The sequence below is a fragment of the Rhodococcus sp. 06-418-5 genome (genome assembly GCF_002258285.1).
Lineage (GTDB): Bacteria > Actinomycetota > Actinomycetes > Mycobacteriales > Mycobacteriaceae > Rhodococcoides.
Window position 1 is genome coordinate 21,500 of record NZ_NOYE01000003.1, and the last position, 25,269, is coordinate 46,768.

The following is a 25,269-nucleotide window of genomic DNA, read 5'->3' on the forward strand; positions in this document are numbered from 1 at the left end:
GGGGCCTTCGTCACGGCGTCGGCGCGGTGAACATGTCGAGGCCCTCGCCTGCCCGGGGGAAGTCCAGGCAGATCTTCTTGTGCAGCGTCAGGACATCGGCCAGCTCCGCTGCGTCGAGGTCGTTGAGGAAGCGGCACGTGCCGATCGGATCGGGCACCGCGGCACGCAGGATCCCGTCGCGTGTCTTGAGGATCGATGCCGTTGCCTCGGAGAGTAATTCGGGTGTCAAGTACGGGCTGTCCAGGGCCAGGCCGATGCTGGACATCACACCGAGTACGCGATCGCGGTCGGCCGTGGACAGATGTCCGCGTTGCTCGGCGACGGTCGTCGAGAGCGCCATGTCGATGTTGATCGCGTGACCGTGGAAGAACGGTGCAGGCGGGGTCAGCTCGAGCGTCGGACTCCAGGTGTGACCGAAGGCGATGACGCGATCGAGATCGATCTCGTGCAGATTGGGGGCCTCGAGTTCGAGCATCGTCGCGATCGCCGAGTAGGTCAGTTTGTCTGCGACCGAACGTAATTCCGCTGTCCCGTCGAGATGGCCGAATCGGGTTCGCAGCAGTTCGGGCCCGTGCTGTTCGAGCATCTCGAAGATTTCCAGATTGCCGACCACGGAGATCTTGATCAGCTCGGCCATGCCGTTGCGCACCTGGTCCTCGGGCAGCGTGCCGAGGAACGAGAAGTCCAGCAGCACCTTCTGTGACGCGTGGTAGGCACCGAGGCGGTTCTTGTGCTTTCCGTAGTTGACGGCCACCTTGATGGACACGCTTGCATCGATCAAGCCGATCAGGGTGGTGGGAATGCGGATGTACGGGGTGTTGCGGCGGTAGCTGGCGCACGCGAATCCTGCTACGTCCGTTGTCAGTCCGCCGCCCACCACCAGTACCGGCTCGGTGCGGACCAGACCGAATGCATCGAACTCACCCACGATGCGCTCGAAGGTCTCGAGCGACTTGGCGGTCTCCGCGATGTGCACCGGAACCACGGTCAGTGCGATCTCGTGGTGATCGAAGTATGCGCTGATCCGGTCGCCGTAGATGTCGTGCACCGCTTCGTCGACGACCATCAGCGCGCGACCGTACGGCCGGTAGCTGTCGGCCAATTCGGTGTTCTCGATCGCGAACACCCCGTCGACGTAGATCAGGTCGTACTCGATGCGCTCGTATCCCTCGACGCGAAACGACCTGTCCCCGGCAACGACCTGGGCCTGAAGATTGCTCACTGGTTACTCCTGGAGGATTGGATGAAAAGGTCAGACAAAACGCGCGCTCCGCAGGTCGGGCTCAGGCGGAGAGCAGAGCTCGGACGCGCTCGGGATCGAGTGCATCGACGGTCTCGGTGGCCGAGTCGAATTCGGTGCCCGCAGTGTTCTCGTTGGGGAATGCCACACAGGTGATGCCCGCAGCCGCTGCCGCCTGGACACCGCCGGCGTTGTCTTCGATGGCCACACTGTCGGACGCGTTCTCGCCCAGCGTCTTCAGCGCGTACTGGTACGAGGCGGGGTCGGGCTTTCCCGGCTCGACCGAGGTGGCGTCGACGATGACGTCGAACGAGTCGGCGGTGAGTTCGGGAGACAGAGCCGCGAGGAGCGCGTCGATGTTCTCTCGCGAGGTCGTCGTCACGAAGCCGACTTTGAGGCCGTTCGCTTTGGCGGAGTCGATCGTGTCGGCGACTCCCGGACGTGTCTTGACGTCGGACTCGCCGATCAGTCGTTGGAAGATCTCCGACTTGGTGGCGTGTACTGCCGCGGCGTCCACCTCGGTACCGGTCTCGGACGCGTATTCGCTGATGCGGTCGGCACCACCGTTCGACCCGAGCATGGCCCGGTAGTCGTCCCGGGACCAGTTCCAGTTCAGATCGTGCGCTGCGAACGCCTCGTTGAACGAGCGACGCTGCAGTTCGGACGTGTCGACGAGTGTGCTGATCGAGCCGAACAGAATTGCGGGCATGGTTGCCTTTCGGAGCGAGAGACGTTGTACCAGTCAACGTCTCGCGTATGCACGATGGGGTGAGTTGGTTCGGGGGGTATGCCCCATCGGGGTCGAACGGGAAACCTTCGAATTTCTTCCGGCCGAGCGATCGTCAGCGGGGCCGCACGGGTGCAGCCAGAATGGTCGGTGTCGAGCGGCCGCGCAGTGTCACCGTCTCGCCCGTCGTCCAGTGCGTGCGTTCGTCGTCGGATGCGTGATCGAGCACCGTCGACGACGTGAGCACATCGGTGTCGGGGTCATCCTTGGCGAGATCGGTGAGCCGGGCCGCCTGGTTCACCGTGTCGCCGATGACGGTGTACTCGAAACGCGACTCGGCTCCGATGTTGCCTGCGATGACCGATCCGTACGTGACTCCGATGCCCAACTCGTAGTCGCCGTCGATGGACAGTTCGGCCGCCAGGGTGCGCGCGGTGCGTAGTGCGGCGGTCGCGGGATCCGGGTGATCGACCGGAGCACCGAAGATCAGCAATGCGGCATCACCCTCGAACTTGTTGACGAATCCGCCGCCTCGCTCGCCGTGCTCCACGACGACCGCGAAGAATCGATTGAGCCAGTCCACCACGGCTTCGGCCGATTCTCGTTCGGCGCGAGCCGTCGAACCCACGAGATCGACGAACAGCACCGCCACAGTCCGATTCTCGCCGCCGAGGCGGGGTGCGCTCGCGAGCGCTCGCTGGGCGACGTCGTGGCCCACGTGGCGACCGAACAGCGATCGGAGACGTTCGCGCTCGTCCAGTCCGACCACCATCTTGTTGAACCCGTTCTGCAAACGGCCGATCTCGGAGGCGTCGTAGACGTCGACACGGGTATCGGTCGCCCCGGCTTCGACGCGTTGCATGGCGCTGCTGACCTGCTGCAGCGGGTCCGAGACGGAGCGTCCGACCAGAAACATGCCGCCGAATCCGACGACCAGGGCAACCGCGGAGAGCGACACCATCGCGGGGGAAAGATCGACGTCGGGAGGGATGACGGTGTCGATCAACCTGCCGAGTCCGATGAGGCCCAACCCGAGAACGGGAATCGCCGTGCTCAGGACCCAGATGAGAACGACACGAAGCCGAACACCGAGAGCTGCGGAATCGGTGACCGCACCGACGTCCATCACCGCGGCTGTGATCGGGCGAAGAGTTCGTTCGGCCACCAGGTAACCCAGCGAGCACGTTGCCAAGCCGCCGAAGCTGACGGCGATCGCCACGATGATCGACAGCGCGGCACCGGCCGACGCATTGACCGAGACGAACACCGCGACGCCGAGCGCCCACAGCAGAACGTGGACGCCGAGTTGGCGCAACGGCAGTCGGACGACGGCGATCGCGGTCTCGTCCGTCGGTGTCCCTCCGGTGTGCAGCCACCGAATCAGGGGTGCTGCGACGCGGAGCCCGAGCCCGATACCGATGGCTATCGCGACCGGTAGGTACACGAAGAACGCCAGGTAATTTCGGTCCGACAGGATCTCTTCGGAACCGACCGGCAGCGGCAGGACGAAGCGCGCCAATACGAACACGATGACGGCCCCGATGGCGTTGGCCGACACCATTCCCACCGCGTACAGACGCATGGGTCTGCGTTCGAGGGCAGATCGCAGGGCGGCGATCACCGGTGGTTCTCCGTGTTCGGCACGCTCGAACTCTAGGGGTCCGGCGAAAAGAATCCAGGAACTTCTGCCCGAACGACTACCTGTGTCGCTGAGTACCTGGTAATCTCCGTAACAGTTACCGACAGCTTTTCGACGATGGAAGGAACCACGGCGATGACCAGCACACTGTCCCGGAACGACGTTCTCGAGCCGGAGGACGTTTCCGCTCGTCTGCTCGATTCCGCCGCCCAGCTGTCCTACGACCCGTCCGAGGAAGTCGACTGGGAAGCCGACCTCGATCCCTCCCTCTACGGACTCAATCCGGAGTGGAGCACCCTGTACGGGACGAAGCTGTGGGACGAGATGAGCGAGGAGCAGCGCATCACGCTCACTCGCCACGAGGTCTGCTCCATCATGAGCACCGGCATCTGGTTCGAGATGATCCTGCAGCAGATGGTTCTGCGCGATCAGTACTGCAAGGACTCGTCGAACTCCGACTTCCAGTTCGCGCTCACCGAGATCGCCGACGAGTGCCGTCACTCGATCATGTTCGCCCGCGCCTGCCAGAAGATGGGCATCAAGGCATACCTGCCGCGTCGATCGAGCATCGAACTCGGCCGCGGCTTCAAGGCTCTCGCGTCCGCCGAGGTCGCCTACGGCGGCATCCTCGTCGCCGAAGAGGTGCTCGACGTCATGCAGCGCGACTGGATGCGCGGCGAGAACGTGCTGCCACTCGTGCGCACCACCAGCAAGATCCACGTCGTCGAGGAATCACGGCACATGACCTTCGCGCGCGCTCAGATGCGTGAGGAGATCGCCCAGAAGAGCCCTGCTCGCCGGAAGACCAGTGCGCTCGTCGTCGCGATCGCTGCTCGGCTGATCGTGTCCAACATGGTCAACAAGGAGGTCTACGCAGCAGCGGGCCTCGACGTCGACCGCGCGGTGAAGGAAGCGAAGAACAACGCGCACCACCACACGATGATGCGTACTTCGAGCGAGCACCTGATGGCATTTCTTCTCGACTGCGGTTTGATCACCAAGCCGGCCGAGATGATCTACCGTCGCTTGCACATGCTCTGATCGCACCGCTCCCGCTCGAGGCCGTGAAGGACATCCGATAACCCATGCCGTTCGCGATCACGCAGAACTGTTGCAACGACGCATCCTGCCTGTCGGTGTGTCCGGTCAATTGCATTCACCCGACACCCGACGAGCCGGACTTCGGTAAGACGGAACTGCTCTACATCGATCCGCGCTCGTGCATCGACTGCGGAGCCTGCGCCGACGCGTGTCCGGTGGACGCGATCACGCGCGTCTCGAGACTGACGCCGGATCAGCAGATCTATGCCGACATCAACGCCGACTACTACAAGGACAAGCCCGCCGTGGCCGAGTGGGGCGCGCCCCGATTCCCGGTGGCGACGGTCAACGACCTACCGCCGATCGACATCGCCATCGTCGGAACCGGGCCTGCGGCCTGCTACACCGCTCAGGCGTTGCTGAGGGTGCCCGGCACCAGCGTCACCTTCTACGACCGGCTGCCTGTCGCGGGCGGTCTCGCCCGCTACGGCGTCGCTCCCGATCACCTGGGTACCCGACGCATCAGCGAGCACTTCCGTGGGATCTTCGCCCATCCTCGGGTGACGATGAAGCTGGGCGTCGAGGTCGGCAAGGACGTCGACCACGTCGAACTGGCCCGCAAGTTCGATTCGGTGGTCTACGCCGTCGGTGCCGACAAGGACCGGGCCCTCGAGATTCCCGGTATCGACCTCGACGGATCCGTCAGCGCGCGCACCCTGGTGGGCTGGTACACCGGCCACCCCGACGTTCCCGCCGACGCGATCGATCTCGCCGGCGTCGACCGCGTCACCATCATCGGAAACGGCAACGTCGCGCTCGACGCTGCTCGTATCCTCACCGCCGACCCGGACGGGCTCGACGGAACCGAGATCGCCCCGCACGCGCTGGCCGAGCTGCGTCGCCATCGAGTGAACGAGGTCGTCGTCCTCGCCCGTCGTGGGCCCGAGTTCGCGGCGTTCACTCGTTCCGAGTGCAAGGCTCTGGTCGATCGGGCAGGCGTCGACGTCGTGGTGGCAGGTCCGGACGGAATCGTCGACGCGATCGATCGGCTGCCGTTGTCCGCTCCCGCATCGGCTCTTGCCGGGGCGACGCGAGTCGAACTGGGATCCTCGGTGCAGGGCCGGCGCATCGTGTTCGCGTTCGGCCGGGCACCGGCTGCTCTGCACGGAAGCGGCTCGGTGGAGTCCATCGAGGTGGGGGTGGGTGAACACGCGGTCACTCTCTCGTCGGAGCTGGTGCTGCTCGCGATCGGATACCGCGGAACTCCGTCACCGGGCATTCCGTTCGACGACATCACCGGCACCATTCGCAACGAGGGTGGTCGTATCACCGCCGCCGACGGCACTCCGGTTCCAGGCTGTTACGTCGTCGGTTGGGCCAAGAGAGGTGCCACCGGTGGCATCGGCGACAACAAGATCGACGCCGAGGAAACCGCCGAAGCGCTGCTGGCCGACGTGCCGACACGCGGGTCTGCGCGTCCGCTCGGGTGGTACGGAAAAGTGAGCGCGGCCCTGGGCGACCGCGTCTCGCGAGTGCGCTGACCGGCCGGTATCGCTCGGTTCTGTTCACCTTGTGTAGCAGTCTCATTCGAGTCTGAGCGATTCGGATGTGCAGCGCGGCGCGCAGGGTTACCGTTGAGTATGGCTGAACGGGGGGCCAAGCCCCAGGTTTCTTTTGTGAGACGGACGATGCTGCGCGCAGTCCGATCGTTGTTCAATCCGCTCCGTCCCGACGACTACCTGTCGATGATCAATCCGCTGTGGACCACTCGCGAACTTCGAGGGAAGGTCGAGCGGGTGGTTCCGGAGGGGTCGGAGGCCGTCTCGGTGTACATCCGTCCAGGTTTCGAGTGGCAGGGCCACACGCCCGGGCAGTACGTCCGACTCGGAGTGCTCATCGACGGTCGGTACCACTGGCGGGCGTATTCGATCACCTCCGATCCGGATCCGGTGGACGGCCTGGTCAGTGTCAGCCCCAAGCTGGTGCCCTCGGGCACTGTCTCGCCGTACCTGGTGGGCACCATCAGAACGGGCGATATCGTCCGGCTCAGCGAAGTCGAGGGTGAGTTCACTCTGCCGAGCCCGATTCCGGAAAAAATGGTCTTCATCAGCGCGGGCAGCGGGATCACGCCCATCATCAGCATGTTGCGCGCCCTCGACCACCACGATCAGGTGACCGATGCAGTCGTGGTGCACTCGGTGCACAACCGCGAGCAGTTGATGTTCGCGGACACGCTCGACGAGCTCGAAGCCAAGCACGCCGGGCTCACGGTGAAGTTGCGGATCACCAGCGACGAGGGGCGGATGAAGGCCTCCGAACTGGACGAGTTGGTTCCCGATTGGCGTGAGCGTGAAGCATTCTGCTCCGGCCCGGGTGAACATCTGGACGATCTGCGCTCGTACTGGAAAGACCAGGGCGACTACGACAGATTCCATCACGAGAGCTTCCAACCGGTCATCGGCGGCGGAGACGACGCGGGCGAGGGCGGCACCGTGCGCTTCCTCAACAGCAAGAAGGACGTCGAATGCGACGGCGGCACAACCATTCTCGCCGCAGGTGAAGAAGCCGGGTTGGATCTGACCTACGGCTGCCGCATCGGCATCTGCCACACCTGTGTAGGTACCCTCAAAAAGGGGCGTTTACGTGACCTACGTAACGGGGATATCTCCGAACCTACGGGGCAAGCGGTTCGGATCTGTGTCAACACCGCCGAGGGCGACATCGAAATCGAACTCTGATCAACCATCGAACAGGGGAATTCATGACGATCGACGAAACCACCAGGCGTACCGGCACCAGTGACGAACCGGTGAACCCGTTGGCGCACCTGAGCGACGAGACCATCGCCGAACTGGCCAAGGAGTTCGACGCCATCCACGACGAGGTCTACGCCAGCCTCGGCGACAAGGACCGCAAATACATCACGTCGGTGATCGCCGCCCAGCGTCAGTTGCTGGTCGCGGGGCGTGTGCTGCTTCTCGGCTCCACCAGCAAGCCGGCCTGGCTCGCCGGAACGACATGCCTCGGGATCGCGAAGATCCTCGAGAACATGGAGATCGGCCACAACGTCATGCACGGCCAGTGGGACTGGATGAACGATCCGGAAATCCATTCGTCCGTGTGGGACTGGGACACCGCCTCCACCGCCAGTTCGTGGAAGCACTCCCACAACTACGTGCACCACACGTACACGAACATTCGCGGCAAGGACAAGGATCTCGGGTACGAGATCATGCGTATCGACCCACGTCAGAAGTGGCACCCTGCGTACCTGGCCCAGCCGTTCTACAACGTTCTGCTGATGGCGTTCTTCGAGTGGGGCGTGGCCCTGCACGATCTCGACATCGAGGCCATCCGTCGTGGCGAGAAGCCGATCAAGGATCTCGTCGAGGACCTCAAGGGCATCGGCGTCAAGGCTCGTAAGCAGTTCGTCAAGGACTACGTGGGCTGGCCGATCATCAGCGCCGGTGCGTTCGCGCTGGCGCAGCTGGCTTCGGGTGGCCGGTTGCCCGAGAGCAAGAGGTCGCGTCTGGCGTCCAAGCTGCGTGGGTCGGCTCGGTTCGGAAAGAACCGCAGGACGGCGTCCTTCCTGGACAGCCGGTTCAGTGGAGTGGAGAGCACGTTCCTGTCCACGTTGGCCGCCAACTTCACCGCCAACATCATTCGCAACGTCTGGTCGAACGCGATCATCTTCTGCGGCCACTTTCCCGACCAGGCCTACACCTTCAGCCAGGAAGAGGTCGAGAACGAGACTCGCGGCGGCTGGTACGTCCGTCAGCTGGTCGGTGCCGCCAACATCGACGGCGGACCACTGTTCCACCTGATGAGCGGCAACCTCAGCTACCAGGTGGAACACCACCTCTACCCGGACATGCCCAGCACTCGCTACGCGGACGTCGCGCCGAAGATCAAGGACATCTGCGAGCGCTACGAGCTGCCGTACAACACCGGACCGTTCTTCAAGCAGTGGGGCATGGTCCAGCGGACCATCGCACGGCTGGCGTTCCCGGGCGGCAAGACTCGGCCGAAGCCGGGCCCCTACCGTCCTGAGGAGAGCTGGCGTCGTAAGTTCGCCGAGGGTGCCACCAAGGACAGCGAGGCCGCGAAGACGCGTGGGCGCGTGCCCGCAGGGCACCCGGCTGCCGGGCCCGAGCACAACTCAGGTGGCGTAGATGTTGCGCCACCGCCCCGCGGCGACGACTGAGTTTCGTCCGTAGAGAGCCGACAAGAACCGCGGCCACCCGACTTCCGGGTGGCCGCGGTTCTGCGTTGTGGTGGGTCAGGTCATGTCGACGTCCTTGGTCTCGATCAGCCTCTTGGTGCACACCAGACTCAGTACCGACAACAGGGCCAGCATGACGCCGATGGAGATGCTGCCGAATGCGGCCGTGAGCGGCGCGGCGAGCATCGGCGGAATCGCTCCACCGAGAACTCCGGCGAGGTTGTAGCCCAAACCTGCTCCGGTGTAACGGAATCGAGTCTGGAACAGCTCGGGGAGCAGGGCTCCGGTCGGTCCGTAGGCCACTCCGAAGATGGCCAGCGTGACGCACATGCCGATCACGAACGCTGCCGGTGACCCGGTGTCGAGAACGGGGAACAGTGCGATCGACCAGGGTATCGCGATGATGCACGCTCCCATGATCACCCGCCGACGTCCCACCCGATCGGAGTAGGTGGCAGAGACCGCGATCGCGATTCCGAAGATCACCGCGGCTCCGATTCCGGTGATCAACACGAACGGGCGCTCGAATCCGAGTGTCTTGGTGCCGTAGCTCGTCAGGTACGCGGTTCCCATGTAGAAGAAGGCGAACAATGATGCCAATGCACCTGCAGCAGTGATGATTTCGCGCTTCTGGATGCGCCAGGCGTCGAAGATCGGCAGTTTCGTCGGAGCCGCGTTCGCCGGTGCCTGCTCCTCGACGAGTTTGTTGGCGCGAAAGACCGGGGTCTCCTCGATGGCCAACCGCATGTACAGGCCGATGAGTACCAGAACGGCGCTGAGCAGGAACGGGATTCGCCAACCGTAATTGAGGAACGTCTCGTTGGTATCGCCGAGCAGGAGGCCGGTCGCGAGGAATGTGGCGCTGGAGAAGATGAAGGCGGCCGACGGTCCCAGCTGGGGGAACATCGCGTAGAACCCGCGTTTGCCGGGCGGTGCGTATTCGGCCGTGAGCAGGGTCGCGCCGGCCCATTCGCCGCCGACCGCGAACCCTTGTCCGAACCTGAGCAGTACCAGGATGATCGGCGCGGCCACGCCGATGGTCTCGGCGCCGGGGAGCAGACCGATCGCGAACGTGGACACACCCATCAGCAGCAGTGTCGAGATCAGGGTCTTCTTGCGGCCGATGCGGTCACCGAAGTGTCCGAACAGCACTGCGCCGACGGGCCTGGCGATGAACGCGACGGCGAACGTCGCGAACGAGGCCACCGTGCCTGCGGTGGAGCCGAGGGCCGGGAAGAAGATCGTCGGGAAGACCAGCGCTGCTGCGGTACCGTAGATGAAGAAGTCGTAGAACTCGATCGTCGTGCCGATGCCACTGGCGACAGCGACCCGGCGGACACTGGTCTTGGTCTGCACCGCAGGTGGCGTCGACGCGGACACACCCGGGTCGTCGGGTGAGACAGTGGTCATTGTTCCTCCGTTTTGTCGGGTATCGGGTAAATGTGCGATACCGAGTGCGACGAACGGTAGTGACCCGGGTCACCCCACGAATACCCCCGGATGGGGGTGTGGGTGGCGGAGAGTGCGCACGTCCGCCGAGGGTTCGACTCAGGCGCACCTCAGGGTTCGCCGGTACCGTTTCGTCACGGGGGCGGAGAGCCCGTTTCTGCGGTCGGTGAAGCGGAGGTGTTCGTATGTCCATAGACCACAATCGAGACGTGTTCGACAGCGCGCGGGTAGCCGCTGCATACGTGGAGTACGCGGGTCCCACCGATGGGTTTCTCGACCGTGGGGAGGCGGCGGCGCTGGTCGCAGCAGCCGGGGTTGCTCGCGGGAAACCGGTACTGGATGTGGGCGTCGGCAGCGGCCGAACCACGGCGCTGCTGCGACTGCTCAGCGACAACTACGTCGCGATCGACTACGCACCGAACATGATCGCGAGCTTTCGACGGAACTTTCCCGACCTACCGGCGCACGTGGCCGACGCACGTGATCTCGCGGACTTCGCCGACGGCGAGTTCGGCTTGGTTGTGTTCAGCAACAACGGAATCGACACCGTGACACACGACGAACGCCGTCGGGTGCTGGCAGAATTCCACCGAGTTCTCGGCGAGTCCGGAACTCTGGTCTTCTCCACTCTCAACCGCAATGGACCGTCGTTCGGGGAGAAGCCGTTTCAGCTGAGCAGGCCGACCCAGAAATTCACGTTCTCACTCGAGCGCATCGTGACCGCCGTCGGCAGGCGACTGCTCGATCCCGCCGGAGTCGTTCGTAGCGTTGCCAATTGGTGGTCTGCGCGCAGTCGAGTCGTCGATCGCGGAACGTGGGCCGTCGCTCCGCTCGCTGCGCACGATTTCGCTCCGATCATGCACTTCACCACGGTGACGGATGTGCGACGACTGGTGACCGACGCCGGATTCACCATCTCCGAGATCTTCGCCGACGACGGTTCGATCGTGGCCCCCGACGCTCCGACGAGCTCGGCGGACAACTTCACCGTCGTCGCGCGAAAGTAGGGGCCCTCAGCCCAATCGCTCGAGTGCCTCGGTCATCTTCTCCACCGTATCCGGCGCGACCTTGGCCTCGAACCCTGCCTTCAGAAACGGGCCGGCCACCTTGGCGGCACCGTTGAATTCGATTTTCGCGTGGTAGTCGACTCGGGTCGAGCGCGGTCCTTCGGCGGTCAACGTGATGTCGTCGACGCTCGTGGCCGTCTTGTTCTCACCTTCGAACACGACGTGATCGGGCTCGTCGGTGACCAATGTGTAGGTCAGTTCGGTGGTGATACCGAACAACTTCGAAACGTTGTGCCACTGCGTGCCGACGGCAACCGGACCGTCGGAAATCTGTGTACAACTCTGGGTCCCGGGATCCCACGCTGCCGCATTGGAGAAGTCCCGGAGAAATGCCGCTGCCTTCTCGATCTCCACTGCGGCGGTGAATGTTCTGGTGACGTCGACCATGACGCTCTCTCTTTCTTCTTCGTGTGGATCAGTCTTCGAGGCGGACGCCGAGATGGTCGGCGAGACGGCGCATGGTGTCGACGATCTGATCCTCGGTCACCCGGGGGAAGCCGGCCATCTTCCTGAACTCCTGGTCGGTGACGCGTGACCAGTCGTAGACCTGAGTCAGGGCAGTGCGATCCTCGGAGACCGCGTCGAGCTCCCAGGACCACCGCGTACCGCGAGGCTCCATGCCTCGACGACGAGGAATCCATCCGATGCGCCGGTCCTGCTCGAACACGAACACGGTGTTCTCCATGACGTACTCGCCGAGCTCCGGCTGATACATGTCCATCGCGAAGGTGTCGCCCACGGCCCCCAACGGCATCGGGTCGATCGCCCCACGCAGCATTTCCGAGCCGTCGACCGCGGCCTGGACCTCGGGGTTGACGAGCGCGGTGAACACGGAGGCGGGGGGAGCGTCGATCACGCGCCTAACGGTCAACTCGTCGGTCATGGAACACGCCTTTCAGTTATTTGTGCTGGCTACGGACTTACCCCCGTCTGCGGGGAAAGAAACTCCGATCGCCGTTTTTGCCTCGCAGTGGACACAGCGACGAAACACGACCGCCACCAATCGTTCGTACAGTCGCCGGGTCGGACTCCGCACAATCCAGGTGCGGAGCAGCACCTTGTCAAGGGGTAGCCATGAGTGGAAATACCGTCCGCCTGCAGGCGATCAAAGACGTCGAGGCGTATGTACCGCCTGCGGTCAGCTTCGTCGGAGACGAGAAGCCGGGCGAGATCTTCGGTGAGAACGTCTTCAGCAAGGTCGTCATGCAGAAGCGTCTGCCCAAATCGGTCTTCAAATCGGTGATGGCAACGATCGACAAAGGCAAGAAGCTCGACCCCATGGTCGCCGACGCTGTCGCGTCGGCGATGAAGGACTGGGCACTCGAGAAAGGCGCGACGCACTACGCGCACGTCTTCTACCCGCTCACCGGGTTGACGGCCGAGAAGCACGACAGCTTCTTCGATCCGGTCGGTGACGGCAGCGCACTCGCGGAATTCGCGGGCAAGACCCTGATCCAGGGCGAGCCCGACGCATCGAGCTTCCCCAACGGCGGCCTGCGCAACACGTTCGAGGCGCGCGGATACACCGGCTGGGACGTCACCAGCCCGGCATACGTGCTCGAGAACCCGAACGGCAACACTCTCTGTATCCCGACGGTGTTCGTCTCGATGACCGGTGAAGCCCTCGACCACAAAACGCCGCTGCTGCGCAGCCAGCAGGCGATGGGCGGTCATGCCGAGCGCATCCTGAAGCTCTTCGGCCACGAGAACGTCGAGAACATCGTCTCGTTCTGCGGCCCCGAGCAGGAGTACTTCCTCGTCGACCGGCACTTCTTCCTCGCCCGGCCGGACCTGCTCAATGCAGGCCGCACCCTGTTCGGCTCGAAGCCGCCCAAGGGCCAGGAGTTCGACGATCACTACTTCGGTGCCATCCCCGAGCGGGTGCTCGGCTTCATGATGGACACCGAACGCGAGCTGTTCAAGCTCGGCATCCCGGCCAAGACCAGGCACAACGAGGTCGCACCCGGACAGTTCGAGATCGCCCCGATGTTCGAGCGCGGAAACATCGCGGCCGATCACCAGCAACTGCTGATGACGACGTTCAAGACCATCGCGAAGAAGCACGGCATGGAGTGCCTGTTCCACGAGAAGCCCTTCGAGGGCGTCAACGGCTCCGGCAAGCACGTCAACTTCTCGCTCGGAAACTCCGACCTCGGATCGCTGCTGGTTCCCGGCGACAACCCACACGACAACGCGCAGTTCCTGGTCTTCTGTGCCGCCGTCATCCGCGCGGTACACAAGTACGGCGGTCTGCTGCGCGCGTCGGTGGCGTCGGCGACCAACGATCACCGCCTCGGCGCGAACGAGGCTCCGCCCGCGATCATCTCGATCTTCCTCGGCGATCAGCTCGCCGACGTGTTCGATCAGATCGCCAAGGGCGCGGCCACCTCGTCGAAGGGCAAGGGCACCATGATGATCGGTGCCGACACCCTGCCCGTGCTGCCGACCGATCCCGGTGACCGCAACCGAACCAGCCCGTTCGCCTTCACCGGCAACAGGTTCGAGTTCCGTGCACCCGGTTCGATGCAGACCGTCAACGGCCCCATGGTCACGATCAACACGATCATGGCCGAGGCTCTCGACTACATGGCGACCAACCTCGAGACGGCCGTCGCAGACGGCACCGATTTCGACACCGCGGTGCAGAACCTGTTGACGGAGATCATCACCGAACACGGCGCCGTGGTGTTCAACGGCGACGGCTACTCCGACAACTGGCAGATCGAGGCCGAGGCACGCGGTCTACCGAACCTGCGTACGACGCTCGACGCGTTGCCGGAGCTGATCTCGGATTCGGCCATGGAGCTGTTCGAGAAGTACAAGGTCTTCAACCACCGTGAGATGCACTCGCGTTACGAGGTGGGACTCGAACAGTACGCGTTGACGGTGTTCGTCGAGGCTCGTCTGACCCTCGAGATGGGCCAGACCTCCATCCTGCCCGCAGCGGTGCGATACCAGACCGAGTTGGCGCAGAACGTCAGCGCGCTCAAGGGTGCCGGTGTCGACGATGTGGACATGACTGCGCTGCAAGCAGTGTCGGCTCCACTGTCGGAGCTGCGCGCAGCGTTGACGACGTTGAAGACCGCCCTCGAAGCCGATCCCGGCGGCGAGGCACTCGCCGAGGCGACACACGCGAAGGACGAACTGCTGCCGGCAATGGCCGCCGTTCGATCTGCCGCGGACACCCTCGAGGCAATCGTGGCGGACGATCTCTGGCCGCTGCCGACGTACCAGGAGATGCTGTACATCCTGTAGTGCGCTGCGGGCAGGAGTGGAGCCTGCGGAACGACCGGGTAGCGCAGTGGTGTGGATAAATGCCCCGGAGGGCACTTATCCACACCACTGTTGTTTTTCGGGGTGAGCAATATCTCGAGTCGGAATAGCTCGATGGATCTTTCGGGTTCGGAGTGGACAGTGGCAAAGACTGTGCACGCACTCGTGAGGAGAGAGATTCATGAAGTTGTTTTCCCCGTTGGCACTCGGTGAGCTGAAGCTCGACAACCGGTTGGTGATGGCCCCGTTGACACGCGTGCGCTCCGGCAAGGACGGTGTGCCGGGCCCGCTGGTGGTCGAGCACTACAAGCAGCGCGCATCGCTGGGGCTGATCGTCAGTGAAGGCACCTACCCGAGCCACGCCGGCCAGGGCTTCCCGGGTCAGCCGGGCCTGGTGACGGACGAGCAGATCGCCGGCTGGCGCAATGTCGCCGACGCGGTCCATGCCGACGGTGGACTGATCGTCGCGCAGGTGATGCACGCCGGTCGGGTGACGCACGAGGCGACGACGGGTGGTCACGAGGTCGTCGGACCCAGTGCCATCGCCATCGAGGGGGACACCCACACCTACGAGGGCAAGAAGCCGTACCCCACCCCGCGTGCGCTGCGCGAAGACGAATTGCCCTCCGTGATCGCAGATTTCGTGCAGGCGTCGAAGAATGCCATCGCCGCCGGAATGGACGGCGTCGAGATTCACGGTGCCAACGGCTACCTGTTGCACGAGTTCCTCTCGCCCGCCTCGAACCAGCGCGACGACGCCTACGGCGGCTCGCCGGAGAACCGGGCGCGCTTCGTGGCCGAGGTCGTCGAAGCAGTGGTCGCTGCTCTCGGAGCGGGCAAGGTCGGAATTCGCATCTCACCCGAGCACAACATCCAGGATGCGCTCGAGACGGACGCCGACGACGTGCGCGCCACCTACCGTGCGTTGGTCGAGCGGCTCGCGCCGCTGGGACTGGCGTACCTCAGTGTGCTGCACAAGGATCCGTCGGGCGATCTCGTCCAGGGTCTGCGACAGGCGTTCGGCGGACCGGTGCTCGTCAACAGTGGCTTCGGTGAGATCACCACCCGCGACGAGGCGCTTTCACTCCTCGACAACGGAATCGGCGACGCAGTTGTCGTCGGCCGTCCGGCGATCGCGAACCCCGACCTCGCCTACCGCTGGCGCGAGGATCTGCCGTTGAACGAGCCCGATCCGAGCACCTTCTACACCGATGGTGCCAAGGGCTACACGGATTACCCGGCCCTGCAGCACTGAGAGTGCCTGCGGCAGTGGTGCGGTCGAGTGCCCCAGAGGGCACGCAGGGGTGGAGCCTGCGGAACGACCCGAGAACAGAGCCGCACCACTGCGCGGAGCGCACTAGAAGTCGGCGGTCTTGCGGGCCCTGATCTTGCTGACGATCGAGAACACCACGGCGATGATCATCAGTGCGTAGAGCACGATGGTGATCGCGCTGCCGACCAGGATCGACGGGTCGCCCTCGCTGACGGCCAGTGCGCGTCGGAGTGACTCCTCGGCCAGCGGGCCGAGGATCACCGCGATCAACACCGGTGCCAACGGAATGTCGTATCGGCGCATCATGAATCCGACTATGCCGAGCCCGAGCATGAAGATCAGATCCACGATCGAGGCACTCGATGCGTACACGCCGAGGGCCGCGAACACCGAGATGCCGGCGTAGAGGTAGTTCTTCGGGATCTTGAGCAACTGCGCCCACAACGGTGCGAACGGCAGGTTGAGGATCAACAGCACGATCATCGCCACGAACAGGCTGGCCAGTAGGGCCCAGACGATGTCGCCGCTGCGCTCGAACAACAGCGGTCCGGGCTGCATGCCGTACTGCTGGAAGGCAGCCAACATGATGGCCGCCGTCGCCGACGTCGGAAGACCCAGGGCCAGAAGCGCTCCCATGGCCGTACCGGCCGTGGAGTTGCCGGCTGCCTCGGGTCCCGCGACACCGCGAATGGCACCCTTTCCGAACATCGGCTTCGTGCGCTTGCGATCGAGTCTGCGCTCGGTGCCGTACGCCAGGAAGCTCGGCACTTCGGCACCACCTGCGGGGATCACACCGAACGGCACACCGAATGCCGTGCCGCGCAACCACGCCGGCATCGCATCGCGGAACTCGGCCTTGCTCAGCCAGGGGCGTCCCTGCGACTTGATCAGGCTGCGATCCTCGGGTCGACCGATCTTGGACGCGATGTGGATGACCTCACCGAGCGCGAGCATCGCGACGGTGATGACGACGATGTGAATGCCGTCGAACAGGGCGGGTACCTCGAACGTGAATCGTGAAGCGCCCGAGGGGCCGTCGATGCCGATCACGGCCAGGGTGAGGCCGATCAGCAGTGCGGTCAGGCCTTTGAGGGCCGAGTCCGAGACCACGGCCGAGGTGGCGATGAACGCGAACACCGCGAGGGCCAGGTACTCGGCGGGGCCGAAGTTCGTCGCCAACGACGCGAGGGTGGGAGCGAAGAACACCACCAGGGTGGTGGCGACGATGCCGCCGATGAACGCTCCGATGGCGGAGGTGGCCAGAGCCTGTGGGGCGCGGCCGTTCTTGGCCATCCGGTGCCCCTCGAACGTCCCGGCGATCGCGGTGCTGTTGCCGGGTGTGTTCATCAGTATGCCGGAGATGGAATCGCCGAACAGGCCGCCGAAATACACGCCGGCGAACATGATCAGCGCTGCGGTGGGGTCGAGGGTGAAGGTGACGGGCAGCAGCAGGGCCACCGCCATGGCGGAGCCGAGACCGGGTAGGACGCCGACGGCGGTGCCGAGCAGCGCGCCGACGAACACCCAGACCAGGTTCATCGGGGTCAGCGCGGTGCCGAACCCGTCGATCAGATTGCTCAGTGAATCCATCGTAAGTTCAGCTCCGTCAGAAGATCTGGGCGAGAACGCCGCCGGGGAGGGTCAGGCCGAGGCCCGCGGAGAATGCGATCTGAACCGCGCTCGAGACCAGCAGAGCGACGGCCGCGTCGAATACGTAACGGCGACCGCCCAATCCGATCGAGACACCCCAGAACAACAGCGCGCCGGCGAGAACCCACCCGAGCGGATCGAGCAGTGCGATGAACACCGCTACCGATCCGACGGTGATCGACAGGGTTCGCCAGTTGCTGACGGTGCCGGTGTGCGGCACGCCGTCGCCGTCCACCCCACGGTCGACGACGTCGGGCTTGATCAACAGTTGAAAGGTGACCAGCAGGGCGACGACGAAGCAGCCTCCTGCAACGATGGCCGGAAAGACCTGCGGGCCAGGTGATGTGGCGGTAGGCGGAACCTGCATCGTGACGGTTCCGTAGACCAGGAAGGCTCCGAGTGCGACGAGCAGCGCCGGAACGATCAGTCCACTGCGGCCCGTCCAGAACGATCGGGATGTGTCCGTGTCGGTGGTCGTCGTTGTCATACCAGTCCCAACTCCTCGAGAATTCCGGTGATACGTGTCTGTTCGACGTCGAGGAACTCTCCGAATTCGTCTCCGGTCAGAACCGATTCCTTCCAGCGGTTGCGTTCGACGGCCGTGGCCCACTGTTCGGTCTCGACCATCTCGGAGACGATCTCGACCAGCGTCTGTCGGTCCTCGTCCGAGATGCCGGGTGGGGCAACGATTCCGCGCCAGTTGACGAGGTCGACGTTGTACCCCTGTTCGATGAACGTGTCCACGTCGAATCCCTCGAGGGGCTCGGGCGCGGCGACTGCGAGTGCGCGCACATTGCCCGCCTCGATCTGATCGCGGAAGTCGTTGAACCCACTCACTGCCACACCGACGGTGTTCGACAGCAGTGACGTGAGTACTTCACCGCCGCCGGAGTAGGCGATGTAATTGATTGCGGCCGGGTCGATGTCGGCTTCCTGTGCCAACTGGCCCGCGACGATGTGGTCGATGCCGCCGAGCGAACCGCCGCCGATCGGAAGTCCTCCGGGGTTCGCCCGCCACGCCTCGATCATGTCTTCGAGATTCTGGATCGGTGAATCCCTCGGCACGACGAACACTTCGAAGTCCTCGGCCAGTTTCGCGATCGGGACGGTGTCGGCCAGAGTGGTCTCGGAGTTGTTGATCGCGATGCCGCCGAGCATGACGGTGCCGGTGATCATGACGGTGGTGGGTTGCCCGCTCAGGTTCTCGAGCTGGCTCAGACCGATGGTGCCGCCTGCACCGGGGACGTTGACGACCTGGGCGTTGTTGACGATGCCGTCGCTGCGCAGTGCCTGCTGCGATTCACGGGCGACGAGATCCCAGCCGCCACCTGCGGCGGCGGGCGCGATCAGCGTCAGTTTCGCTCGTGCGTCCGAGCCGCTGGCGCTGCGAGCGGCATCGATACCTGCCACGGTCACCGCTCCCACCACCACCAATGCGCCGACCGTCCGTAGCAGTGTGGGCGATATCGCCATCAGAGACCTTTCGTGTGGTGTGTCACAGCGTCAGGTTAGATACAGTTTGTCTGATTAGTCCAGTTCACAACTCTCCGAGGTGATCCTCGGTGGATACGACCAACGAGCAACGAGCAACGGGAGAGAACGTGTCGGTATCGAGCGCAGTGGCAGTGGCGATGAGCAACACACCGGAGGGGCAGGAAGCGTTGCGTCGCGGTGCCGCCGAGGCCGAACTTCGTCAGGCTCCGTTGATCGTATTGTCCGTGGTGGACCGGGATTCGGTGTCCGCGGACGACCGCAACTCCGCGCAGGCCGAGGTCGAACGGACTCTGCCCGGTATCGCGACCACGGTTCGAGTGGAACCCGACGGCGGAGACCCGGCCGGTGCTCTGGTCGACCTCGTCGCGGACGTCGGTGCGGGAATGGTCGTCATCGGTTCCAAGCGTCGATCCGCGGTCGGCAAGTTCTTGATGGGCAGCACCGTGCAGAGAGTGCTGCTCGACTGCCCGGTGCCCGTTCTCGTCGTCAAGGCACCGTGACCACGACGTCGCACGGTAGTATCGGACAAAACTCTCACCACACGACCCTGAGGAATCATGGACAGCGATAAACCCGGGCCGGACACGGCCCCCCGCACTACTGCTACTACGTGCGAGGCGGTGTCCGGCGAATGAGCGTAGTGCTCACTCTCTTGCTCGGCCTGCTCGTCGTTTTTCTCATCACCGTCGCGACCGGCTACTTCGTAGCCCAGGAATTCGCGTACATGACCGTCGACCGCTCCCGGCTCAAGGCTCGCGCCGAGGCCGGTGACGCCGTCGCGGCTCGGACGTTGACGGTCACCAAACGCACCTCCTTCATGCTGTCCGGTGCGCAGTTGGGCATCACGGTCACCGGCCTGCTCGTCGGCTACGTGGCCGAACCGCTGATCGGGCAGTCGTTCGGCGCGATACTGGGCGGCGTCGGGGTTCCGACGGCCGTCGGTGTCGGACTCGGTGCCGTGCTGGCGATCACGTTCGCGACATTCGTACAGATGCTCTTCGGCGAACTGTTTCCGAAGAACTTCGCCATCGCGCGTCCCGAGCCGGTGGCCCGCTGGCTGTCGCTCTCGACCACCATCTACCTCAAACTCTTCGGCTGGTTGATCACCATCTTCGACCAGTCGTCGAACCTGCTGCTCAAAGCGCTCAAGATCGAGCCGGTGCACGACGTGGAGCATTCGGCCAGCCTGCGCGACCTCGAGCACATCGTCTCGGACTCACGCGAGACAGGCGATCTGCCCGACGAACTGTCGACACTGCTCGACCGTATCCTCGACTTCCCAACTCGCACAGTAGAACACGCGATGATCCCGCGTTCGCGCTCGGCCACGGTCCGAGACACCGACACCCTCGCCGAGGTCGCGGCTCTGATGGGCCAGGAGCACTCTCGATATCCGGTGCTCGACGAGGACGACGGCATCGTCGGCGTCGTCCATCTCGCGGACGTCCTGTCCGCGACGGTGCCGGGGTCCACCCCGATCTCCGAGCTCACGCGGGACGCGCTGATCCTCCCGGAGATTCAGAGCCTGCCCGACGCGATGCGCGAGTTGCGCTCGACGAAGAACCAATTGGCCTGTGTGATCGACGAATACGGCGGTCTGACCGGCGTCATCACGATCGAGGACCTGGCCGAGGAACTGGTCGGCGAGATCACCGACGAGCACGACGACGACCTGTCCGATCCGAGCCCGGTCAGTGCCGACGACGGCAGCTGGACCATGGCCGGTGAGGTACACATCGACGAGGTCGAGCGAGCGATCGGCATCGATCTGCCCGAGGGCGATTACGAGACCATCGCCGGTTTCGCCATCGCGCACAACGGATCTCTCCCCGACGTCGGGGAACGGATCGAAGTGGACCTACCACCGGACAACGCCGATCTGGCGAACGACGAGGAGAGTCCCGTTCGCTTCGTGATCCTCGAAATCGAAGAGATCGACAGCCACGTCCCGTCCCTGCTGACCCTGACGCTCGGCGAGCGTGACCCCGAGCACGACGACGAGTCGGCCGAGACGAAGGAAAGTGTGCACCGATGAGCAACATCTGGGTCTTCCTGGCCGTCACGATCGGCCTCATCGCTGCCAGTGCCTTCTTCGTCGCCGTCGAGTTCGCGCTGTTGGCCGCCAAGCGGCACCGACTCGAGGACGCCGCTCCCAATTCACGCTCAGCGCGGGCAGCTCTGCGCAGCTCGTCCGAGCTGACCGTCCTTCTCGCCGGCTCCCAGCTGGGTATCACCGTCTGCACCCTCGGTCTCGGTGCGACGACCAAACCGGCCGTGCACTACTGGCTCACGCCGCTGTTCGAGAGCGGCGGCCTGCCGTACTGGTTCGCCGACGTTCTCGGCTTCGTGCTCGCGCTGATCGTCGTCACCTTCCTGCACCTGGTGGTCGGAGAGATGGCTCCGAAGTCCTGGGCCATCGCCCATCCGGAGAAGTCCGCGACGATGCTCGCAATCCCGATGCGCGGCTTCATGTTTCTCACCCGTCCGGTGCTGACGGCGCTGAACAACATGGCCAACTGGTGCCTGCGGCGGGTCGGCGTCGAGCCGGCCGACACCGTGGGCACGGGCCAGAACGCGGACGATCTGCGTCAGCTGGTGGAGCATTCGGTGAATGTCGGTGCTCTCGATGCCAGCTACCAGGCGCAGATCTCGAGTGCGCTCGAACTGCAGGAGCTGACGGTCGGTGACCTGGTGCGCGAGTTCGGCAAGCCCACATCGGTGCCGTCGACGGCGACCATCGACGACGTGCGCGAGGCCTCGCGTCGCTCGGGGCATCTGCGGATCCTGGTCAGCGACGCGGATGTGGTCAAGGGCGTGGTGCACGTCCGCGACACGTTGACCGCACCGCAGACCCTCGCCGAGATCACGCGTCCGGCGTACACGCTGGAGGCGACGACCCCGGTGTACGTTGCGCTGCAGTCGATGCGGGAGACAAGGCACCACCTGGCGCTGGTGGTCGACGGTTCGGCTGCCGCTGACGATCCGGCGCGCAGCGTCGGCGTCGTGACACTGTCCGATGTGCTGACGCGGCTGTTGCCCCAACCCGTCTGAGTCGATTCCGCCTTCGAACGAGGCATCCCCGCCCGGCCTGCGTGGCCGAGCGGGGATGCTTTGTCGTATCGGGTCGTAGATCTCAGACCGGGGCGACAACCAGCAGGTGTGCCCAGTACGACGCGACGTCGTGGCCGAGTTGGGGGAGCAGAACGTCGTAGAGCAGGTAGGACATCATTGCCGTCGAACTCCTTGTTCAGCGGGTCGTTGCCGACTCGCGTTCCGAGACTGTGGGTGACCGAGACTGTGGGTCATTCAGACTCTAGATCACGTGGCCGTCGGTGACATCCATATCGCGCACTCGCCCCGTGGCGCACGTCAGCCGATGCAGCCCTGCAGGGTGGTGAAGCTGCCCGCGATTCCGGCACCGTCGCACACCGCGCCGGTCGGGGTGAGGGTGACGGTGGATCCCGGTGCTGCCACCGCGATGGAGAGCCCGAGGCCGGCTGCCGTGTTCTGGGCCACGGCACCGGGGCCGAATGCGATCGCTGCAGGCGCACCACCGAAACTGCCGTTGCTGACCGCGGTTCCACCGTTCAGTCCGAGTGCAAGGGCTGCGGCATTGTTCATTGCCTCGGCCGAACCCCACCCCTCGAGGCCGAGGCCGGCCGCCGCACTCGCGACGTCTGCGGAGCTGTCGCACTGCGATCCTCCGAGGATCGCAGCGATATCCGCCCCTCCCGGTGCGGTGGTGCAGGCGACCGGCGCTGCTGATGCGGTGCCGGGTACCAGTGCCGCGAACGCGCAGGCGAATCCGAATGCTGCGGCTCCGCCGACAATCCTCTTGGTGTGGAACATGGTGAATGCCTCCCGAGATCGGTGCGTCGGCACCGGTGTGCCGAGCGTGACGGTCGCTGGGCCGTGTTACTGGGGACCCGACTCCCTGATACCGAGTCTCGACCCGCCCGGGCGCAGCGGGGGATCGCTCACATCACAGAACCATCACGGTACGGAAACGCTGCAGTAACGGTGGGTGCTCGTGTACTCGACCGTGGACCACGCCGTCGGGCGGGCCGTTGTCCTGGGCGCGTCGGTGTTCGGCGACCGGCACTCCGACGCGGCGGGATCCTTTCAGGTGCTCCTCGACCCCGAAGGCAACGAGTGGTGCCCGGTGATGCCACCCGGGTGAGCTCGGTCGATCAGCGAGTGTCGTGTTCGGCGCGTGATTCGAGGACGATGGGCATGTTGCCCTCGATGAGTTCGATGAGATCGCTCAATCGGGTACCGACTTCGCGACCCAGCGGGGTGAGGCTGTACTCCACCTTGGGCGGAAAGGTCCCCTGCACGGTGCGAATCACGAGACCATCCCGTTCCAGGGTCTGCAGAGTCTGCGAGAGCATGCGTTCGCTGACGCCGTCGACGCGTCGGCGCAACGCATTGAACCGGTAATCACCCTCGGTGAGCGCCGCGAGCGCGAGCACGCCCCACCTGCTGGTGGCGTTCTGCAACGTCTGCCTCGACGCACAGTCCCGCGCGAAGACGGACGCTTCGAGTGATTCGGTGGCCTCGGACATACCTCCATGCTAGCGCATGCGAAAGGCATAGTGATGACCATGGTGGTTGCACTGCACGAAAAGTAAGTGCATAGTGGGTGAGTACTTGAAACCTCAACCTCAGGAGCTCGATCATGACCACAGCGGTAACCGGAGCAACGGGCAACCTCGGCGGCCTCGTCGTCGACGCACTCATCGAGCGTGGCGTTGCACCCGCCGAGATCGTGGCGGTGGTCCGAAACGCAGACAAGGCCTCGCCACTGGCCGAACGAGGCGTCGTGGTTCGGGTTGCCGACTACTCCGATTCGGCCGCGATGACGGCAGCTCTCGCAGGCGTCGACAAGCTGCTGCTCGTCTCGGGTTCGGAGGTAGGTCAGCGAATTGCACAGCACACCAACGTGATCGAGGCAGCCGAGACAGCCGGAGTCGGCCTCATCGCCTACACGAGCCTGCTGGCCGCCGATACATCCGGAGTGAGCCTCGCGCCCGAGCACAAGGCCACCGAGGAACGCCTCGCCGCGTCCAGCGTTCCCGCGGTGTTCCTGCGCAACGGCTGGTACTGGGAGAACTACCTCGGCTCGCTCGCGCAGACCATCGAGGGCGGAGTGCTCCTCGGCGCGGCAGGAAACGGCAAGCTGGCCGCCGCGTCCCGCGTCGACTTCGCGCACGCGGCCGCCGCTGTGCTGACGCTCGACGATCAGGGCGGAAAGATCTACGAGCTCGGTGGCGACGAACGCCTCACCTACGCCGAGCTCGCGGCCGTCATCGGCGAAATCTCCGGCAAGTCGATCGCCTACAAGGACGTTTCCGAGTCCGAGTACGCCGCGATTCTCCAGGGCGCAGGACTGCCCGACTTCGTGGCAACCATGTTGGCCAGCGCAGATGCGGGAATCGCGCGCGGCGAGCTCGACACCGACTCCGGCGACCTGCAGGCCCTGATCGGTCGAGCATCCACTCCGGCCGCAGAAGTACTCCGCGCCGCAGTGTGACGGGCATCGGGGGCGGTACTTGTAGCGTGGGCGCGGTGAATCACTCCTACACCCGCACCATGTTCCTGGCCGCCTCCGTCTCGCTCGTCCTGCTGACGGGTGCGTGCAGCTCGGACTCCGACGCCTCGTCCTCGGCGACGTCCACGTCCTCGGCTTCGTCCGCCGCCGGTGCCCCGGCCGCCGCGAGCACCTGCCCCACAGCGGCACCCGACGCCGCGGCCACCCCCGACTGGACCCTCGATGGGGACTCGGGCAGCATCGCCGTCGTCGGATCCACCGACACCGCCGCGCCCGCGGTCACCGTCGAAACCCCGTTCAGCGTCGCCGAGACCCAGGTCGAAACGTTGACAGCGGGGGACGGGCCGGTCATCGCGTCCGACGCCGAGGTGTCGGTCTGCTACGTGGGCGTCAACGGACGTACCGGAGAGACGTTCGACAGCAGCTTCGAGCGGGGTGCACCGATCGAATTTCCACTGGACGGAGTCGTCGCCGGCTTCCAGAAGGCCATCGCCGGACAGACCGTCGGCTCGACCGTCGCCGTGGCGGTCACCTCGGCCGATGGATACGCGACCGGCAATCCGGCAGCCGGAATCGAGCCGGGAGACAGCTTGATCTTCGCGATCTCGATCCTGTCCGCGAGCTGAGTGCCTCCGGCAGTGGT

Annotated in this window: 24 protein-coding genes; 13 read left to right on the forward strand and 11 right to left on the reverse strand. The window is 64.6% G+C overall.

Annotated elements, in window-relative coordinates; genetic code table 11:
* Positions 1-10: 10 nt before the first annotated feature.
* From CH274_RS00590 to CH274_RS00600, 3 genes are all read right to left on the reverse strand, one after another.
* Positions 11-1,222: a sedoheptulose 7-phosphate cyclase gene (locus CH274_RS00590; RefSeq protein WP_094656512.1), complete on the reverse strand. Its 1,212-nt coding sequence runs from the start codon at positions 1,220-1,222 to the stop codon at positions 11-13.
* Between the two features lie 61 nt (positions 1,223-1,283).
* Positions 1,284-1,949, reverse strand: a complete 666-nt coding sequence (locus tag CH274_RS00595; RefSeq protein ID WP_032395993.1) for an HAD-IA family hydrolase — start codon at positions 1,947-1,949, stop codon at positions 1,284-1,286.
* A gap of 133 nt (positions 1,950-2,082) precedes the next feature.
* Complete coding sequence (locus tag CH274_RS00600; RefSeq protein ID WP_094656513.1) at positions 2,083-3,588, reverse strand: adenylate/guanylate cyclase domain-containing protein; 1,506 nt, start codon at positions 3,586-3,588, stop codon at positions 2,083-2,085.
* 153 nt (positions 3,589-3,741) lie between these two features.
* Between CH274_RS00600 and CH274_RS00605 the strand changes: the two genes are divergently transcribed.
* From CH274_RS00605 to CH274_RS00620, 4 genes are all read left to right on the forward strand, one after another.
* A complete protein-coding gene (locus tag CH274_RS00605) occupies positions 3,742-4,647 on the forward strand; it encodes an AurF N-oxygenase family protein (protein WP_045200329.1) in 906 nt (301 codons plus the stop codon).
* A 44-nt stretch (positions 4,648-4,691) separates the two neighbouring features.
* Entirely contained in the window at positions 4,692-6,188 is a 1,497-nt protein-coding gene (locus CH274_RS00610) for an FAD-dependent oxidoreductase (protein ID WP_094656514.1), read from the forward strand.
* Positions 6,189-6,287: 99 nt separating this feature from the next.
* Positions 6,288-7,385, forward strand: coding sequence for a ferredoxin reductase (locus CH274_RS00615; RefSeq protein ID WP_176459128.1), 1,098 nt, complete (start codon positions 6,288-6,290; stop codon positions 7,383-7,385).
* A 23-nt stretch (positions 7,386-7,408) separates the two neighbouring features.
* Entirely contained in the window at positions 7,409-8,851 is a 1,443-nt protein-coding gene (locus CH274_RS00620) for a fatty acid desaturase family protein (protein ID WP_094630401.1), read from the forward strand.
* Between the two features lie 75 nt (positions 8,852-8,926).
* Here CH274_RS00620 and CH274_RS00625 read toward each other — a convergent pair whose 3' ends face one another.
* Positions 8,927-10,279, reverse strand: a complete 1,353-nt coding sequence (locus CH274_RS00625) for an MFS transporter (RefSeq protein WP_032395988.1) — start codon at positions 10,277-10,279, stop codon at positions 8,927-8,929.
* Between the two features lie 224 nt (positions 10,280-10,503).
* Between CH274_RS00625 and CH274_RS00630 the strand changes: the two genes are divergently transcribed.
* Positions 10,504-11,325: a class I SAM-dependent methyltransferase gene (locus CH274_RS00630; protein WP_094656515.1), complete on the forward strand. Its 822-nt coding sequence runs from the start codon at positions 10,504-10,506 to the stop codon at positions 11,323-11,325.
* A 6-nt stretch (positions 11,326-11,331) separates the two neighbouring features.
* Here CH274_RS00630 and CH274_RS00635 read toward each other — a convergent pair whose 3' ends face one another.
* Both CH274_RS00635 and CH274_RS00640 read right to left on the reverse strand, forming a co-directional pair.
* Positions 11,332-11,772: an SRPBCC family protein gene (locus CH274_RS00635; protein ID WP_094656516.1), complete on the reverse strand. Its 441-nt coding sequence runs from the start codon at positions 11,770-11,772 to the stop codon at positions 11,332-11,334.
* A gap of 28 nt (positions 11,773-11,800) precedes the next feature.
* Complete coding sequence (locus tag CH274_RS00640) at positions 11,801-12,241, reverse strand: SRPBCC domain-containing protein (protein ID WP_094630405.1); 441 nt, start codon at positions 12,239-12,241, stop codon at positions 11,801-11,803.
* A 218-nt stretch (positions 12,242-12,459) separates the two neighbouring features.
* Between CH274_RS00640 and CH274_RS00645 the strand changes: the two genes are divergently transcribed.
* Both CH274_RS00645 and CH274_RS00650 read left to right on the forward strand, forming a co-directional pair.
* Entirely contained in the window at positions 12,460-14,640 is a 2,181-nt protein-coding gene (locus tag CH274_RS00645; RefSeq protein WP_094656517.1) for a glutamine synthetase III family protein, read from the forward strand.
* A gap of 199 nt (positions 14,641-14,839) precedes the next feature.
* Positions 14,840-15,913 (forward strand): alkene reductase, encoded by a 1,074-nt coding sequence (locus tag CH274_RS00650; protein WP_045196766.1) that lies wholly within the window; start codon positions 14,840-14,842, stop codon positions 15,911-15,913.
* Positions 15,914-16,015: 102 nt separating this feature from the next.
* On the opposite strand, the gene CH274_RS00655 is transcribed toward CH274_RS00650, so the two are convergent.
* From CH274_RS00655 to CH274_RS00665, 3 genes are read right to left on the reverse strand one after another with little or no spacing between them, the layout of a single operon-like run.
* Positions 16,016-17,521 (reverse strand): tripartite tricarboxylate transporter permease, encoded by a 1,506-nt coding sequence (locus CH274_RS00655; protein ID WP_032395982.1) that lies wholly within the window; start codon positions 17,519-17,521, stop codon positions 16,016-16,018.
* A 16-nt stretch (positions 17,522-17,537) separates the two neighbouring features.
* Positions 17,538-18,068: a tripartite tricarboxylate transporter TctB family protein gene (locus CH274_RS00660; protein ID WP_094656518.1), complete on the reverse strand. Its 531-nt coding sequence runs from the start codon at positions 18,066-18,068 to the stop codon at positions 17,538-17,540.
* Positions 18,065-19,054, reverse strand: a complete 990-nt coding sequence (locus CH274_RS00665) for a Bug family tripartite tricarboxylate transporter substrate binding protein (protein WP_032395980.1) — start codon at positions 19,052-19,054, stop codon at positions 18,065-18,067. Before CH274_RS00665 ends, CH274_RS00660 begins: the two co-directional genes overlap by 4 nt.
* Before the next feature lie 89 nt (positions 19,055-19,143).
* Between CH274_RS00665 and CH274_RS00670 the strand changes: the two genes are divergently transcribed.
* From CH274_RS00670 to CH274_RS00680, 3 genes are all read left to right on the forward strand, one after another.
* Complete coding sequence (locus CH274_RS00670) at positions 19,144-19,575, forward strand: universal stress protein (protein ID WP_256993442.1); 432 nt, start codon at positions 19,144-19,146, stop codon at positions 19,573-19,575.
* 131 nt (positions 19,576-19,706) lie between these two features.
* Complete coding sequence (locus tag CH274_RS00675) at positions 19,707-21,110, forward strand: hemolysin family protein (RefSeq protein WP_094656519.1); 1,404 nt, start codon at positions 19,707-19,709, stop codon at positions 21,108-21,110.
* Positions 21,107-22,126, forward strand: coding sequence for a hemolysin family protein (locus CH274_RS00680; protein ID WP_094645762.1), 1,020 nt, complete (start codon positions 21,107-21,109; stop codon positions 22,124-22,126). Before CH274_RS00675 ends, CH274_RS00680 begins: the two co-directional genes overlap by 4 nt.
* 318 nt (positions 22,127-22,444) lie before the next feature.
* Here CH274_RS00680 and CH274_RS00685 read toward each other — a convergent pair whose 3' ends face one another.
* Complete coding sequence (locus CH274_RS00685; protein ID WP_032395976.1) at positions 22,445-22,924, reverse strand: DUF6764 family protein; 480 nt, start codon at positions 22,922-22,924, stop codon at positions 22,445-22,447.
* Positions 22,925-23,105: 181 nt separating this feature from the next.
* On the opposite strand from CH274_RS00685, the gene CH274_RS00690 reads away from it, so the two are divergent.
* Positions 23,106-23,255: a VOC family protein gene (locus CH274_RS00690; RefSeq protein WP_256993443.1), complete on the forward strand. Its 150-nt coding sequence runs from the start codon at positions 23,106-23,108 to the stop codon at positions 23,253-23,255.
* Between the two features lie 10 nt (positions 23,256-23,265).
* On the opposite strand, the gene CH274_RS00695 is transcribed toward CH274_RS00690, so the two are convergent.
* Entirely contained in the window at positions 23,266-23,640 is a 375-nt protein-coding gene (locus CH274_RS00695; RefSeq protein WP_094656520.1) for a winged helix-turn-helix transcriptional regulator, read from the reverse strand.
* A gap of 113 nt (positions 23,641-23,753) precedes the next feature.
* Here CH274_RS00695 and CH274_RS00700 point away from each other — a divergent pair, with 113 nt between their 5' ends.
* Both CH274_RS00700 and CH274_RS00705 read left to right on the forward strand, forming a co-directional pair.
* Entirely contained in the window at positions 23,754-24,608 is an 855-nt protein-coding gene (locus CH274_RS00700) for an SDR family oxidoreductase (RefSeq protein WP_045196757.1), read from the forward strand.
* 59 nt (positions 24,609-24,667) lie between these two features.
* A complete protein-coding gene (locus tag CH274_RS00705; RefSeq protein WP_094656548.1) occupies positions 24,668-25,252 on the forward strand; it encodes an FKBP-type peptidyl-prolyl cis-trans isomerase in 585 nt (194 codons plus the stop codon).
* The last annotated feature ends 17 nt before the right edge of the window (positions 25,253-25,269 follow it).

Excerpts from the sequence above, each read along its gene's own strand:
- CH274_RS00620 (WP_094630401.1), top strand. The coding sequence starts at position 7,409 with ATGACGATCGACGAAACCACCAGGCGTACCGGCACCAGTGACGAACCG.
- CH274_RS00680 (WP_094645762.1), top strand. The coding sequence starts at position 21,107 with ATGAGCAACATCTGGGTCTTCCTGGCCGTCACGATCGGCCTCATCGCT.
- CH274_RS00700 (WP_045196757.1), top strand. The coding sequence starts at position 23,754 with ATGACCACAGCGGTAACCGGAGCAACGGGCAACCTCGGCGGCCTCGTC.
- CH274_RS00660 (WP_094656518.1), bottom strand. The coding sequence starts at position 18,068 with ATGACAACGACGACCACCGACACGGACACATCCCGATCGTTCTGGACG.
- CH274_RS00665 (WP_032395980.1), bottom strand. The coding sequence starts at position 19,054 with ATGGCGATATCGCCCACACTGCTACGGACGGTCGGCGCATTGGTGGTG.
- CH274_RS00595 (WP_032395993.1), bottom strand. The coding sequence starts at position 1,949 with ATGCCCGCAATTCTGTTCGGCTCGATCAGCACACTCGTCGACACGTCC.
- CH274_RS00630 (WP_094656515.1), top strand. The coding sequence starts at position 10,504 with ATGTCCATAGACCACAATCGAGACGTGTTCGACAGCGCGCGGGTAGCC.
- CH274_RS00625 (WP_032395988.1), bottom strand. The coding sequence starts at position 10,279 with ATGACCACTGTCTCACCCGACGACCCGGGTGTGTCCGCGTCGACGCCA.
- CH274_RS00635 (WP_094656516.1), bottom strand. The coding sequence starts at position 11,772 with ATGGTCGACGTCACCAGAACATTCACCGCCGCAGTGGAGATCGAGAAG.
- CH274_RS00695 (WP_094656520.1), bottom strand. The coding sequence starts at position 23,640 with ATGTCCGAGGCCACCGAATCACTCGAAGCGTCCGTCTTCGCGCGGGAC.
- CH274_RS00650 (WP_045196766.1), top strand. The coding sequence starts at position 14,840 with ATGAAGTTGTTTTCCCCGTTGGCACTCGGTGAGCTGAAGCTCGACAAC.
- CH274_RS00675 (WP_094656519.1), top strand. The coding sequence starts at position 19,707 with ATGAGCGTAGTGCTCACTCTCTTGCTCGGCCTGCTCGTCGTTTTTCTC.
- CH274_RS00645 (WP_094656517.1), top strand. The coding sequence starts at position 12,460 with ATGAGTGGAAATACCGTCCGCCTGCAGGCGATCAAAGACGTCGAGGCG.
- CH274_RS00605 (WP_045200329.1), top strand. The coding sequence starts at position 3,742 with ATGACCAGCACACTGTCCCGGAACGACGTTCTCGAGCCGGAGGACGTT.
- CH274_RS00615 (WP_176459128.1), top strand. The coding sequence starts at position 6,288 with ATGGCTGAACGGGGGGCCAAGCCCCAGGTTTCTTTTGTGAGACGGACG.
- CH274_RS00705 (WP_094656548.1), top strand. The coding sequence starts at position 24,668 with ATGTTCCTGGCCGCCTCCGTCTCGCTCGTCCTGCTGACGGGTGCGTGC.
- CH274_RS00685 (WP_032395976.1), bottom strand. The coding sequence starts at position 22,924 with ATGTTCCACACCAAGAGGATTGTCGGCGGAGCCGCAGCATTCGGATTC.
- CH274_RS00610 (WP_094656514.1), top strand. The coding sequence starts at position 4,692 with ATGCCGTTCGCGATCACGCAGAACTGTTGCAACGACGCATCCTGCCTG.
- CH274_RS00655 (WP_032395982.1), bottom strand. The coding sequence starts at position 17,521 with ATGGATTCACTGAGCAATCTGATCGACGGGTTCGGCACCGCGCTGACC.